Annotated in this window: 13 protein-coding genes; 7 read left to right on the top strand and 6 right to left on the bottom strand. The window is 72.4% G+C overall.

Annotated elements, in window-relative coordinates; genetic code table 11:
- The first annotated feature begins 46 nt into the window (after window positions 1-46).
- Window positions 47-439 carry a VOC family protein gene (locus tag ACIQ6R_RS16740; RefSeq protein ID WP_404178115.1) on the top strand — a complete coding sequence of 131 codons (393 nt, stop codon included), beginning with the start codon at window positions 47-49 and terminating at the stop codon, window positions 437-439.
- Window positions 440-484: 45 nt separating this feature from the next.
- Here ACIQ6R_RS16740 and ACIQ6R_RS16735 read toward each other — a convergent pair whose 3' ends face one another.
- Window positions 485-787: a DUF4235 domain-containing protein gene (locus ACIQ6R_RS16735; RefSeq protein WP_121745504.1), complete on the bottom strand. Its 303-nt coding sequence runs from the start codon at window positions 785-787 to the stop codon at window positions 485-487.
- Window positions 788-855: 68 nt separating this feature from the next.
- On the bottom strand, window positions 856-1,881 hold the full coding sequence (locus tag ACIQ6R_RS16730; protein ID WP_404178118.1) for a glutathione S-transferase family protein: 1,026 nt from the start codon (window positions 1,879-1,881) through the stop codon (window positions 856-858).
- 220 nt (window positions 1,882-2,101) lie between these two features.
- Between ACIQ6R_RS16730 and ACIQ6R_RS16725 the strand changes: the two genes are divergently transcribed.
- Entirely contained in the window at window positions 2,102-3,022 is a 921-nt protein-coding gene (locus ACIQ6R_RS16725) for a cation diffusion facilitator family transporter (RefSeq protein ID WP_404179076.1), read from the top strand.
- A 64-nt stretch (window positions 3,023-3,086) separates the two neighbouring features.
- On the opposite strand, the gene ACIQ6R_RS16720 is transcribed toward ACIQ6R_RS16725, so the two are convergent.
- Window positions 3,087-3,536 (bottom strand): nitroreductase family deazaflavin-dependent oxidoreductase, encoded by a 450-nt coding sequence (locus tag ACIQ6R_RS16720; protein ID WP_404178121.1) that lies wholly within the window; start codon window positions 3,534-3,536, stop codon window positions 3,087-3,089.
- Between the two features lie 116 nt (window positions 3,537-3,652).
- On the opposite strand from ACIQ6R_RS16720, the gene ACIQ6R_RS16715 reads away from it, so the two are divergent.
- Window positions 3,653-3,847, top strand: a complete 195-nt coding sequence (locus ACIQ6R_RS16715) for a hypothetical protein (protein ID WP_404222035.1) — start codon at window positions 3,653-3,655, stop codon at window positions 3,845-3,847.
- Here the strand turns inward: ACIQ6R_RS16715 and ACIQ6R_RS16710 are convergent.
- Window positions 3,822-4,430 carry a TetR/AcrR family transcriptional regulator gene (locus tag ACIQ6R_RS16710; RefSeq protein ID WP_404222033.1) on the bottom strand — a complete coding sequence of 203 codons (609 nt, stop codon included), beginning with the start codon at window positions 4,428-4,430 and terminating at the stop codon, window positions 3,822-3,824. The two genes, ACIQ6R_RS16715 and ACIQ6R_RS16710, sit on opposite strands and share 26 nt — an antisense overlap.
- 121 nt (window positions 4,431-4,551) lie before the next feature.
- Between ACIQ6R_RS16710 and ACIQ6R_RS16705 the strand changes: the two genes are divergently transcribed.
- The 3 genes from ACIQ6R_RS16705 (at window position 4,552) to ACIQ6R_RS16695 (ending at window position 6,621) form a co-directional block, all read left to right on the top strand.
- Complete coding sequence (locus tag ACIQ6R_RS16705) at window positions 4,552-4,986, top strand: nuclear transport factor 2 family protein (RefSeq protein WP_404178130.1); 435 nt, start codon at window positions 4,552-4,554, stop codon at window positions 4,984-4,986.
- 9 nt (window positions 4,987-4,995) lie between these two features.
- Entirely contained in the window at window positions 4,996-5,574 is a 579-nt protein-coding gene (locus ACIQ6R_RS16700; protein WP_404178133.1) for a flavoprotein, read from the top strand.
- Between the two features lie 78 nt (window positions 5,575-5,652).
- Complete coding sequence (locus ACIQ6R_RS16695) at window positions 5,653-6,621, top strand: aldo/keto reductase (RefSeq protein ID WP_404178136.1); 969 nt, start codon at window positions 5,653-5,655, stop codon at window positions 6,619-6,621.
- A 16-nt stretch (window positions 6,622-6,637) separates the two neighbouring features.
- Here the strand turns inward: ACIQ6R_RS16695 and ACIQ6R_RS16690 are convergent, their stop codons facing one another.
- Both ACIQ6R_RS16690 and ACIQ6R_RS16685 read right to left on the bottom strand, forming a co-directional pair.
- Entirely contained in the window at window positions 6,638-7,300 is a 663-nt protein-coding gene (locus ACIQ6R_RS16690; RefSeq protein WP_404222031.1) for a DUF4232 domain-containing protein, read from the bottom strand.
- A gap of 139 nt (window positions 7,301-7,439) precedes the next feature.
- On the bottom strand, window positions 7,440-9,818 hold the full coding sequence (locus ACIQ6R_RS16685; RefSeq protein WP_404178142.1) for a SpoIIE family protein phosphatase: 2,379 nt from the start codon (window positions 9,816-9,818) through the stop codon (window positions 7,440-7,442).
- A 266-nt stretch (window positions 9,819-10,084) separates the two neighbouring features.
- Here ACIQ6R_RS16685 and ACIQ6R_RS16680 point away from each other — a divergent pair, with 266 nt between their 5' ends.
- Window positions 10,085-13,174 (top strand): glycoside hydrolase family 2 TIM barrel-domain containing protein, encoded by a 3,090-nt coding sequence (locus ACIQ6R_RS16680; protein WP_404222029.1) that lies wholly within the window; start codon window positions 10,085-10,087, stop codon window positions 13,172-13,174.
- Window positions 13,175-13,218 lie beyond the last annotated feature (44 nt).

The raw sequence follows: 13,218 nt of genomic DNA, 5'->3' as shown, positions 1-13,218 counted from the left end.
GGGCGCGGGCACCATCGTCCCGCGCCCGGAATCCTTCGGAGGAGACATGGCACTGGTCAACGCGGGCGTCGTGGTGCTCGACTGCGCCCAGCCCGAGAGGCTCGCCGAGTTCTACAAGGGACTGCTGGGCGCTGAAGAGACCGACGCGACCGCCAACCGGATCGAGATCAGGTCGGCTGACGGCTTCCGTATGGCGTTCCGACGGGACGTCAACGCCACACCGCCGAGCTGGCCCCGCCCCGAGAACTCCCTCCAGGCCCACCTGGACTTCTGGGTGGACGATCTGGACGAGACGGAGCGCGGCGTCGTCGAACTCGGTGGGCGCCCCGTGGAGGCGAAGGACGCACTCGGGGTGCACGAGGAGCGTGGCTACTCCGACCCGGCGGGCCACTCCTTCACCCTGCGTCGTACCGCGTCGACGGCACCCAAGCAGGGCTAGCGCCTGCCGGGTGCCGTCGGTCGCTGGGGGAGGGGCCCGGTGCGGTCAGTCCCGCCCGCCCTTCCCGCCGGCCGGCCAGACACCGGTCGAGCGCTCGATGGCCTTGGCGCCCGTCCGGTCCACGGCACTGCGCACCGCGGCGAAGATGGCACCCTGGATCGCGGCGGCGAGCAGGATCTCCCCCCAGCCGCGGTCCGGGTCCAGCGCGTCGGGCGCGTCGTCCTCGTGCCGGATCACCTTCCACGTCTTCTGGAACGCCAGCCCGGCCAGCGTGCCGCCCACCCAGCCCAGGGCGAAGCCGACGGGCTTGTAGGCGAGGGGGAGCTTCTGCTTCTTCTTCTTGGCCACGTGGATCTCCTTGTGCTCGTGTGCTCGTGTGCTCGGTGAGTGAATCGGCGGCGTGGTCGGTCGTACGGTCAGGCCCTGCCCCGCACCGGAACCGCCTCGTCGGCGCGGACCGGTCCCGGCGGTGTGCCGTCGCCGAACGGCCGGCCGCCCAGTTCCTGCCGGTGATGGGGCGTGAGCCAGCCGGACAGGTCCGGGCCCAGGGGCACGACGGCGGTGGGGTTGATGCCGGTGTGCACCTGGTAGTAGTGGCGTTTGATGTGGTCGAAGTCGACGGTGTCGCCGAAGCCGGGCGTCTGGAACAGGTCGCGGACGTACCCCCACAGCACCGGGTTCTCCGCCAGCTTCCAGCGGTTGCACTTGAAGTGTCCGTGGTATACGGCGTCGAAGCGGACCAATGTCGTGAAGAGGCGGATGTCCGCCTCGGTGATCGTGTCGCCGACCAGGTAGCGCTGCCGTTCCAGCCGGGGCGTCAGCTGCTCCAGGCGCCGGAACACGCCCGCGCAGGCGGCCTCGTACTCCTCCTGGCCCGTCGCGAAGCCCGCCCGGTACACGCCGTTGTTGACGTCCTCGTAGACGCCCGCCATCACCTCGTCGATCTCGTCGCGCAGGGCGTCGGGATACAGGTCGGGCGCGCCCGGCCGGTGCAGGGACGTCCACTCGGTCGCGAGGTCCAGGGTGATCTGCTGGTAGTCGTTGGTGACCAGCTTTCCGCTGGGCACGTCCACGACCGCCGGCACGCTCACCCCGCCCGGGTAGCCGGTCTCGCGCCGGTCGTAGGCCTCGCTGAGGTAGCGGATGCCGAGGACCGGGTCGCGGCCGTCCGGGTCCAGGGTGAAGCGCCAGCTGCGGTCGTCCTGGATGGGGTCGGCGACCGCCAGGGACAGGGCGTCCTCCAGACCGAGCAGCCGCCGCGAGACCAGGGCGCGGCTCGCCCACGGACAGGCACGGCTCACCACCAGCCGGTACCGGCCGGACGCCACCGGCCAGCCGTCCCGGCCGTCCGCGGTGATCCGGTCCGCGAAATGGCTCTTGGAACGCTTGAACGCCTTCCTGCCGTAGCCGCTGTTGCCGGGCGTCCCGCCGTCACCGCTCATGGGCCTGCCTTCCAGTCGTTCGTGTGCCCTGGTGGACGCGTTCCCCGTTTTCGGCCGTCGGCACTGGTGGGCCACCCGCAAGAGGGTGTGAGCCGCGTCGGCCGGGGGCATTCGGCCCCTCGTGAGTGGGACAGCCTCGAAAGAGAATCAGGACCGGAAGACCGACCGCGACCCCGAAAGCGAGGCCGACGGGAAGGCCGACCGCAGGACACGCGTCACCGTGCTGGTGGCTCTGGCGGCCAACCTGGTGATCGCCATGGCCAAGGCGGTGGGCGGGCTCATCGCCGGATCGCCCGCGCTGCTGTCGGAGGCGGCGCACTCGGTGGCGGACAGCATGAACGAGGTCTTCCTCCTCGCCGCACTGCGCCGCAGCCGTCGCCCCGCCGACCGGCGGCACCCCTTCGGCTACGGCAAGGAGCGATTCTTCTGGTCGCTCCTGGCGGCCGTCGGCATCTTCGTCATGGGCGGCTGCTTCTCCTTCTTCCAGGGCGTCGAGGCCCTGCGCACCGGCGGCCAGGAGGAGCTCAGCGGCTACGTGGCCGGCCTGATCGTGCTCACGGTCGCCCTGCTCGCCGAAGGCGCATCGCTGCTGCGCGCCCTGTACCAGGTGCGGGGCCAGGGCGGGCTCGCCACCGGGCTGCGTGACCCGGCCCTGCGCACGGTCGTCGCCGAGGACGGCACCGCGGTGCTCGGCGTGTCCCTCGCCATGACCGGGATGGTCCTGCACATGGTGACCGGACAAGTGGTGTGGGAGGCCTGCGCCTCGCTCGCGATCGGCGCGCTGCTCGTGCTCGTGGCCTACCGGCTGGGCCGCGAGGCCCGCGACCAGCTGATCGGCGAGGCCGCCGACCCGGAGGCCAGCGGCCGGATCCGGTCGCTGCTGCGGGCGCAGCCGGAGATCGACAGCGTCGAAGCGCTGTTCACCATGAAGACGGGCCTCGACTCCACCCTGGTGGCCGCCCGCATCGACCTGGTGCCGGGCCTCGACAGCGAGCGGGTGGAGGAGGTCGCCGTACGCATCAAGAAATCGATCGCGCGTACGGTTCCCGAGGCGCGGCAGATCTTCCTCGACGTCACCGACCGGCCGGCGCGGGAGGCAGCGGAAGGCCCCGCCGCGACGGGGGAACGCGGCGGGGCCTGAACGGCGTGTTCCCGGCCGGCGTCGGTCCATGCACCCGAATCCGGGAAACCTCCGCGCGCCGGGTTCAGCTGCCGTCGGCCGCTTCCAGGACGAAGACCGGGATCTCCCGGTCCGTCTTCTTCTGGTAGTCGGCGTACGGCGGATACGCCGCGACGGCACGCTCCCACCACTCGGCCTTCTCCGCACCGGTGACCTCACGGGCCGTCATGTCCCGCTTCACCGGGCCGTCCTGAAGCTCCACATGGGGATCGGCCTTGACGTTGTGGTACCAGACGGGGTGCTTGGGCGCCCCGCCCAGCGAGGCGACCACGGCGTAACGGCCCTCGTGCTCGACGCGCATCAGCGGCGTCTTGCGGAGCCTGCCGCTCCGCGCGCCCCGCGTGGTCAGCACGATCACGGGCATCCCCGTGTCCAGCAGGGTCGTGCCCTTCGTGCCGCCCGAGCTCTCGTAGAGCTCCACCTGTTCCCGCACCCACTGCGTCGGGCTGGGTTCGTACTCGCCCTCAAGAGGCATGGCTTGCGTCCCATCGTCGTCTCGTACGGCTGACTGACACCGTGGTGCAACACCGACCGGTGCCGGATCCATCCGTACCCCGTCCTGCCCGCCGATCTCCAACGGCCACGCGATCGGTGCTCGGCGAGATCCGGCGAGCCGCCGCGACCACCGGGCGGCCCGTGCCCTCGATGGCGATCCGCGCCCCGCTCGGCGTCCCCTGCGCCGACCACGACCTCTTCGAGGAGCAGTCCCGTCGGTCGGCTGCTGCGCGGGCCCCGGCCCGGGCCTGCCCCGTCGGCGCCATCACCGTGTCCCGGACGGTCGGCTGACACCGCCGGCGTCCGCCGCCGGGGTGTCCGCCCCGGCGGCACCCAGCAGCACCCGCGCCGCCTCACGTGCCGCCCGGGCCGGTTCCGTACCGCCCGTGACGCCCGCCGTCACCATGGCGCCCTCGGCCAGCAGGAACAGCTGCCCGCCCACCGCGGCGGGCAGTCCCGCGTCGCCCGCCAGGCCGTCGAGGAACTCCCGGAAGGCCCTCTTGTGCGCCCGCACCCGGTCCGCCACCGGGGCGGACGTGGCCCCCAGTTCGCCGTACGCGTTGATCCACGCGCAGCCGCGGAAGTCCGGTTCGGCGAACCACTGCCCGAGCCAGTCGAAGACGGCCAGGATCCGGGGGCCGGGTTCCTCGTACCGGTCGACGTGCTCCGCCAGCCGCTCCCGCCAGCGCACGTCGCGCCGCTCCAGATAGGCCACCACGAGCTGCTCCTTGGCCGGGAACAGCCGGTAGAGGCGCTTGAGCGAGACGCCGGAGTCGCCGCGGACGTCGTCCATGCCGACGGCCTGGACGCCCCGCCCGTAGAAGAGCCGCTCCGCCGCGTCCAGAGCCCGCTCGCGGGCGACCTCGCTGTCCATGGAGACCTCTTCCCCGGTGCGTGCCCGAATGTGTTCCTTGACGAGAGAACGAGCGTTCTCCTACGGTAGCAGCCGACACGGAGAACGGCCGTTCTCCTCTTCTCCGCACGGAGGTCCAGCCATGACGACCGACCGCCCGCCCCTGCCGCCGTTCACCCGGGAGACCGCCGCCCGAAAGGTGCGGGCCGCCGAGGACGCGTGGAACACCCGCGACCCGCACAAGGTCGCGCTCGCCTACTCCGAGGACTCGGTCTGGCGCAACCGCGACACCTTCCTCACGGGCCGTGCCGCCATCGTCGAGTTCCTGACCGCCAAGTGGGCGCGCGAGCGGGAGTACGCGCTGCGCAAGGACCTCTGGGCCTTCGACGGCAACCGCATCGCCGTCCGCTTCCAGTACGAGTCCCGCGACGCCGACGGCCGGTGGTGGCGCTCCTACGGCAACGAACTCTGGGAGTTCGACGAGCACGGCCTGATGACCCGGCGGGAGGCGAGCATCAACGACGTACCCATCGAGGAGTCGGACCGCCGCATCCGCGGCCCCCGGCCGGTTCAGTAGGCTTCCCGGGTGAGCGAACAGGCCCGGAACGCCGAGGAATCCGAGAAGCCGGAGAAGCGGGAGAAGCCGGAGAAGCCCTTTCTCTACGTCGTCGTCTGCGCCGCGGGCGTGGCCTCCGACGTGAGCAAGCTGATCACCGCCGCGCAGGAGCGCGACTGGGAGGTGGGCGTCTTCGCGACCCCGGTCGCCATGGACGGCTTCTTCGACACCGCCGCCGTCGAGGCGCGGACCGGCCGCCCCATCCGCTCGGCCTGGCGCCGCCCCGGCGAGCCGCGGCCCTTCCCGGCGCCGGACGCCGTCGTGGTCGCGCCCGCCACCTTCAACACGGTCAACAAATGGGCCGCCGGCCTGGCCGACACCCTCGCCGTCGCCACCCTGTGCGAGGCCTGCGGCCTGGGCGTCCCCGTCGCCGTCCTGCCGTGCGTGGCCGACGCGCTGGCCTCCCATCCCGCGTACCGGGAGAGCCTGACACGGCTGCGCGGGATGGGCGTGCGCTTCGGCGACCCGTACGCCGGAGCGGCGGGGGAGGACGGCGGCCGCCCGGAGTTCGGCTGGGAGCGGGCACTGGACCTGCTCGAACAGCACTGACCCACCCCGGCTTCGAGCCCGCACGAAGACGTACGCTCGCCCCCGGTACCGATCATCCCGAAGACAGGAGCAGCAACGATGCAGTACGTGAAGCTCGGTTCGACGGGCCTGGACGTGTCGCGGATCTGCCTGGGCTGCATGACCTACGGCGATCCCGGCCGCGGCACGCACGAGTGGACCCTCGACGAGGAGGCCTCGCGTCCGCTGATCCGGCAGGCGCTGGAGGCCGGCATCACCTTCTTCGACACCGCCAACGTCTACTCCGACGGCACCAGCGAGGAGATCGTCGGCAAGGCGCTGCGCGACTTCGCCCGCCGGGACGACATCGTGCTCGCGACCAAGGTCAACGGCCGGATGCGGCCCGGACCCAACGGCGCCGGGCTGTCCCGCAAGGCGATCATGACCGAGCTCGACCACAGCCTGCGGCGCCTGGGCACCGACTACGTCGACCTCTACCAGATCCACCGCTTCGACCCGCACACGCCGGTCGAGGAGACGATGGAAGCCCTGCACGACCTGGTGAAGGCGGGCAAGGTCCGCTACCTCGGGGCCAGTTCGATGTACGCCTGGCAGTTCTCCAAGATGCAGTACACCGCCGAGCGGCACGGCTGGACGAGGTTCGTGTCCATGCAGAACCACTACAACCTCGTCTACCGCGAGGAGGAGCGCGAGATGCTGCCGCTCTGCGCGGACCAGGGCGTCGGTGTGCTGCCCTGGAGCCCGCTCGCCCGCGGCCGGCTCACCCGGGACTGGGACACCGCCACCGAGCGCAGCGCCACCGACAACTTCGGCAGCACGCTCTACCAGGAGGGCGACCGTGCCGTGGTCGAGGCCGTCACGCGCATCGCCGGTGACCGCGGTGTGCCGCGCGCCCAGGTGGCGCTCGCCTGGCTGCTGCACCAGGACACGGTGACCGCGCCGATCATCGGCGCGTCGAAGCCCGGCCACCTCGACGACGCCGTCGCGGCGGTCGAACTGGCGCTCACCGAGAAGGAGACCGAGGAGCTGGAGCGGCCCTACGCGCCGCACCCGATCGCCGGTCACTGATCCGGGACTCGACGCCTCAGGGCCCCGTGCCCGCGTCCAGGGCGGTGACGGACACCGACGACTCGTCGCCGCCCACCGGGACCTCACCGGCCGTCCACTCGACCTCGATGGGGTCCCGCTCGTCCGGCGGGGTGACGAGCAGCGCCGCCGGGGTGGCGGTGCGGGCGCCGCTGATCTGCGGGCTGGAGAACGACAGCCCGGCCCACGCGCTCTTCCCCGGGGTCAGCGTGACCGTCTCGGGGGAGGCGGGCGCGCGTTCGGGGTCCGGGCCCAGCTGCTTGCCGGACGCGTCGACGAAGGCGGCGCCGGGATACCCGTACAGGGTGCAGGTGCGGTCGGAGGTGTTGGTCAGCACGATCGGGAAGTTCCGCTGTCCGGCGCCCGGGTCGACGCGGCCGACGGCGGCACGCAGCTCGGAGGTGTGGCAGCGGCCGTCGGTGCGGGCGGAGGCGGAGGCCGACCCGGCGGTGTCGCTGGGCGCGGTGGTGACCGCGGGTGCGGTGGTGACCGCGGGTGCGGTGGAGGCACCGGTGTCCGGACTGGTCGTGCGCGGGGCCTCGGTGGGTTGGGGGGCGCTCGACGTGCTGCCCTCGCTGCCGCAGGCGCTCAGCAGGCCGAGGAGCGCGACCGCGCTCGCCAGCAGGGCCGTGCGGTGTACGGGCTGGGACGTGTTCGCCATCGCTTCTCCACACTCCCGTCAGGTTCTCGCGTACGGTCCCCGGTCCGAGGCGGCACCGTACGCCGTGTGTCTTCGAGTGTCCCGCCGCACGGGCCGGGAAACGAAGGACGCACTCCGGGAGCAGGGCGGCTCCTGCGGTTCACTCCTCGTCGAGCAGCCCCAGCTCCGCCCAGATCGTCTTGCCCTCGGTCGTGTGCCGGCTGCCCCAGCGCTGGGTGAGCTGGGCCACCAGCAGCAGCCCCCGGCCGCCCTCGTCCCAGGTCTTGGCCCGGCGCAGATGCGGCGCCGTGTGGCTGGTGTCGGAGACCTCGCAGATCAGCGTGGCCGCGTCGTGGATCAGCCGCAGCCGGATGGGCGGGGAGCCGTACCGGATGGCGTTGGTGACCAGCTCGCTCACGACCAGTTCGGCGGTGAAGGACGCCTCCAGCAGGGACCAGGCGGACAACTGCTCGACGACCTGCTTGCGGACGGGGGCGACCAGCGACGGGTCGGCCGGGATGTCCCAGGTCGCGACCTGACCGGCGGGCAGCCCCCGGGTGCGGGCCAGCAGCAGGGCCACATCGTCGGCGGCGCTGCCCGAGGGGAGCAGGGCGCGCAGCACCCGGTCGCACGTCGCGTCCAGCGACTCGGCCGGGGCCGCCAAGGCCTCGCGCAGCAGGGCCTGGCCGGTGTCGGCGTCCTGTTCCCGGCTCTCGACCAGCCCGTCGGTGTAGAACGCCAGCACGCTGCCCTCGCGGAGTTCCAGCTCGGCGGACTCGAACGGCAGCCCGCCCACGCCCAGCGGCGGGCCCGAGGGCAGCTCGACCTGTCGGGGCGGGTCGTCCGGCGGGACGAGGACGGGCGGCGGATGCCCGGCCCGGGCCAGGGAGCAACGCCGCGACACCGGGTCGTACACCGCGTACAGGCAGGTGGCGCCGACCTCGCCCGCGCTGTCGTCGCCGGACTCCTCGGACAGCCGGACGACCAGGTCGTCGAGGTGGGTGAGCAGCTCGTCGGGCGTCAGGTCGATGTCGGCGAGGGTGCGGACGGCGGTGCGCAGCCGGCCCATGGTGGCCGAGGCCTGGATACCGTGGCCGACGACGTCCCCGACGACCATGGCGACCCGCATCCCGGACAGCGGGATGACGTCGAACCAGTCGCCGCCGACCCCCGAACGGGCCGCCGGGAGGTAGCGGGAGGCGGCCTCCACCGCGGCGGTGGGCGGCAGCCACCGCGGGAGCAGGCTGCGTTGCAGGGTCAGCGTGGCCTCGCGCTCGCGGGAGTAGCGGCGGGCGTTGTCGATGCAGACGGCGGCGCGGGCGGAAACCTCCTCGGCCAGCAGCACGTCGTCGTGGGTGAACGGGTAGGGCCGCCGGAACCGGGTGAAGACCGCGACGCCGAGGGTGGTGCCGCGGGCCTGGAGCGGCACGGACATCGTGGAGTGGATGCCGTACTCCCTGACCCGTCGAAGGCGGGCGGGGTCCCATTCCAGCCACCGTTCGAGGTCACCGAAGGCCTCCGCTGCGACGATCGACTGCCCCGAGAGCAGGCACTCGGCCTGGGGCGAGCCGGCCGGGTAGACGTCCAGCTGTCCCGGTTCGGCCACCGCCTCCGGGCCGCCCGGGGCGACCGACCGGTGGGCCGTCCTGCGCAGGCCGACCGGTGGTTCGAGCACGGCGGCGGGCTCACCGCCGTGCTCGAGCGGGTCCAGCAGGTCGACGCTCACGAAGTCGGCGAGCGCGGGCACGCACACGTCCGCCAGCTCCTGTGCCGTACGGGTGACGTCGAGCGTGCTGCCGATGCGCACGCTGGCCTCGTTGACCAGTTGCAGGCGCTCCCGGGCGAGGTGCTGCTCCGTGAGGTCATGGACGCTCACACACACGCCGAGGACCTGTCCGCCGGCGTCGGTGAGCGGCGCGATACGGGCGTTCCACGCGTGGGCGCGGCTCTCGCCGACGGCCTTGAGGTGGGTCTGCATGTCGTACCGGCGGCCGGAGGCCAGTACCCGCCGCATGTGCCGTTCGAGTTCCGCGTTCTGCGGCCGGCTGCTCATGTCGGTGGCCCGCAGACCGCGGAGGCGGTCGGGCGGGAGTCCGACGAGCTGCGCCATGGCGTCGTTGACACCGCGCAGCAGGAGCCGGTCGTCGAAGATCATCATGGCGCAGGGGGACTGGGTGAGAGCCGCTCTGACCAGCGGGTCGTCCGCCGGTTCCGGACCGCGCTCCAACGAGGCGACGGCGAGCCACGTACGAGGTGCGCCGTCCTGCGACGGTCTGCGGTGGGCGAGCACCCACACGGACACGGTGTGCCCGTCGCGGTGCCGCAGCGCGAGGGTGCCGCTCCAGTGCTCGTCGCCGGCCCCGGGGCGCGTGCCGTCGCCGCCGTCGGCCAGCAGTCCGGCGGCGGGGCGCCCGACGACGTCGGCGGCCGGGTGGCCCAGCAGCAGGCTGGCGCCCTCGTTCCACTCCAGCAGGGTGCCGGAGTCGTCGACGACTGCGCGGGCCGTGGCGGCATCGTCGAACGGGTTGACCGGACTCATCGTCGCCACTCCATTGCGCACACCCTCAGTGAACAGCGCGTCACCTGAGTCCCAGCCTAGTGCGTCCGGGCCCCGTGCGGACCCGAACCACCGGGCCCGGCGGCCGCCCCGTGGACGCGGGGGCCGCCGAGCGGCCGGGCCGCCCGGGATAGAAAGAGCTTTCCGTACTCTTGACGGGCGCGTGTGGCACAACGTCAGAATCTGTTTGTTCACGATCAGTTGTGAGTACTTCTGGGCCCTGACGAGCTTGATGAGGGAGATCCGTCATGACGGTCACGCGCAGATCGGTTCTGATCGCCTCCGCCGCCGCGCCCGCCGCCGGGGCGGTGCTGGGCGGCGCCCCGGCGGCATGGGCCGCCGACGGGGCGGAGGGCGGTGCGGGCCGCGGCACCGTCCCCCTGCTCGACGGCTGGCGCTTCCTGCTGGTCGACCCCGACGGTTCCGCCGCCGACGCCACCGGCGCCGCGGACCCCGCGTACGACGACTCGGCGTGGCGCGAGGTCGCCGTACCGCACGACTGGAGCATCGAACAGACGCCCACCACCGAGCACGGCACCACCAGCGGCACCGGCTTCCTGCCGGGCGGCCTCGGCTGGTACCGCCTCGCGTTCACTCTGCCGCCCGCCCTCCACGGCCGGCGGATATCGGTCGAGTTCGACGGCGTCTACATGGACTCCCGCGTCCACTGCAACGGCCGGGAGGTCGGCCGCCATCCGTACGGCTACACCGGCTTCGCCCTGGATCTCACCGACCTGGTGCACACCGACGGCCGCACCGAGAACGTCCTCGCGGTCCAGGTGCGCAACCAGCTGCCGAGCAGCCGCTGGTACTCCGGCAGCGGTATCTACCGCGAGGTCCGCCTCGTCGTCACCGATCCGGTGCACGTACGGCGCTGGGGCACGTACGTCACCACACCGCAGGTGAGCGAGGAGCGCGCCGTCGTGCGCGTGGAGACGTCCGTCGTGAACGCATCGGGCACCGCGCGCGAGGTCGAGATCCGGTCGACGGTCCAGGACGCGGACGGCCGCACCGTGGCCCGCGCCGCCTCCACGGCCCGGGTCGCCGAGGAGGCGAGCGAAACCCACGAGCTGACCGTCACCCGCCCCCGGATGTGGGACTTCGCGTCCCCGCACCGCTACACCCTGCACACCGAACTGCGCGTCGGCGGCCGGACCGTCGACACCTACCGCACCCCGTTCGGCATCCGCACCTTCCGCGTCGACCCCGAGGAGGGCTTCCACCTCAACGGCGCGTACGCCAAGATCAAGGGCGTCGACCTGCACCACGACCTCGGCGCCCTCGGTGCCGCCGTGAGCATCGACGCGATCCGCCGCCAGATGACCATCATGAGGTCGATGGGCGTCAACGCCTTCCGCACCTCCCACAACCCGCCCTCGCCCGAGATGATCGAGGTCTGCGAGGAGATGGGCATCGTGATGCTGGTGGAGGCCTTCGACTGCTGGCGCACCGGCAAGAACCGGTACGACTACGGCCGGTTCTTCGACGAGTGGGGCGAGCGGGACGCCACCGAGATGGTGCTGGCCGCCCGCAACTCGCCCGCCGTCGTCATGTGGTCCATCGGCAACGAGGTGCCCGACTCCACCTCCACCGCCGGACTCGCCATGGCCGACCGGATCATCGACGCGATCCGGGCCGCCGACGACACCCGCCCGCTCGTCATCGGCTCCGACAAGTACCGCCGGATGCCGGCCAAGGGCTCCGCGGCCGACCTGATGCTGGCCAAACTGGACGGACTCGGCCTCAACTACAACACCGCCAGGTCCGTGGACGACCTGCACGCGGCCTACCCGCACCTGTTCCTCTTCGAGTCCGAGTCGTCGTCCGAGACCTCCACGCGCGGCACCTACCAGGAGCCCGAGCACCTGAACACCGGCGAGAACCACACCCCCGGGCGCCGGGCCACCTCGTCCTACGACAACAACCTCGCCTCCTGGACCATGAGCGGCGAGTACGGCCACAAGAAGGACCGGGACCGGAAGTGGTTCGCCGGCCAGTTCCTGTGGTCCGGCATCGACTACATCGGCGAGCCGACGCCGTACGACGTCTTCCCGGTGAAGGCCTCCTTCTTCGGCGCGGTCGACACCGCCGGCTTCCCGAAGGACATGTACCACCTGTTCCGGAGCCAGTGGACGGACGAGCCGATGGTCCACCTGCTGCCGGAGACCTGGAACCATCGCGAGGGCGACACGGTCGAGGTCTGGGCCTACGCCAACGTCGACACCGTCGAACTGTTCCTGAACGGCAGGTCCCTCGGCACCCGCCGGTTCGACACGAAGAAGACCGTCGACGGCCGGACGTACCTGGAGACCACTGAGGCCACCGGTGACGACAAGACCTTCACCGACGGCCCCTATCCCGGTAGTTACACCAGTCCCAACGGCAGTGCGGGCAAGCTCCATCTGACCTGGCGGGTGCCCTTCGAGCCCGGCGAGCTGAAGGCCGTCGCCCGGCGGGCCGGCAGGACGGTCGCCACCGACGTCCTGCGCACCGCCGGCGCGCCGCACGCCCTGCGCCTCACCCCCGACCGCGAGAGCGTCGCCGCGGACGGCCGCTCCCTGGTCTTCGTGACCGCCGAGGTGGTCGACCGGCGCGGAGTGGTGGTGCCCGGCGCCGAGCACCTGATCTCCTTCGACGTCGCGGGCGGCTCCCTCGCCGGACTCGACAACGGCCGCCAGGAGAGCGCCGAGCGCTACCAGGCCAGTACCCGCACCGCCTTCCACGGCAAGGCACTCGCCATCGTGCGGTCCGGCACCCGGCCGGGGCCGGTGCGGGTGACCGCCCGCGCGGACGGACTGCGTACGGACACGGCGACCGTGCGCGCCCGGCGGGCCGCGTCCCGTGCGACCACGCCGGCCCCGGAGTTCCGGCCCGGGCATCCGGCGCCCGTGGATCACCCGCACGCGGACGCGAGCTACTCCGGACGGCCCGACACGCTTCCCGCCGCCATGCTCGACGGCGACCCGGCCACCGGCTGGTCCAACGGCTTCCACAAGGCGGCCACCGCCCTGCTGCCCGCGTTCGAAGGAGCCCGTGCCGAGGACTGGATCTCGGTCGACCACGGTCGCGGGCGCGCCTACGACCGGATCGAGGTCTCCTTCACCGTGGATGCCTCGCACAGCCTGCCCGCGGCGGTCGAGGTCGCCGTCTGGGACGGCCGCGCCTGGCGCGCGCCCGAGGGGGCGCGGACCGACTGGGCCGCCGAGTCGGACGCGCCCACCGTGATCACCTTCGACGAGGTACGCGGCTCCCGCGTCCGGCTCACGCTGACCAGCCGCCACCCCGGCGAGGCGCGGGGAGCGATCCGGGTCAGCCGGCTGGAGGCGCCCGCCGCCTGAGACATCCCGTCAACGGTCCGGACGGGAACCAGTCCCGTCCGGAC

Origin of the sequence: Streptomyces sp. NPDC096048, from assembly GCF_044763415.1 — a bacterium.
In the GTDB taxonomy this organism is placed as follows: Bacteria; Actinomycetota; Actinomycetes; order Streptomycetales; family Streptomycetaceae; genus Streptomyces.
This window is presented reverse-complemented; position numbering and strand designations above follow the sequence as displayed.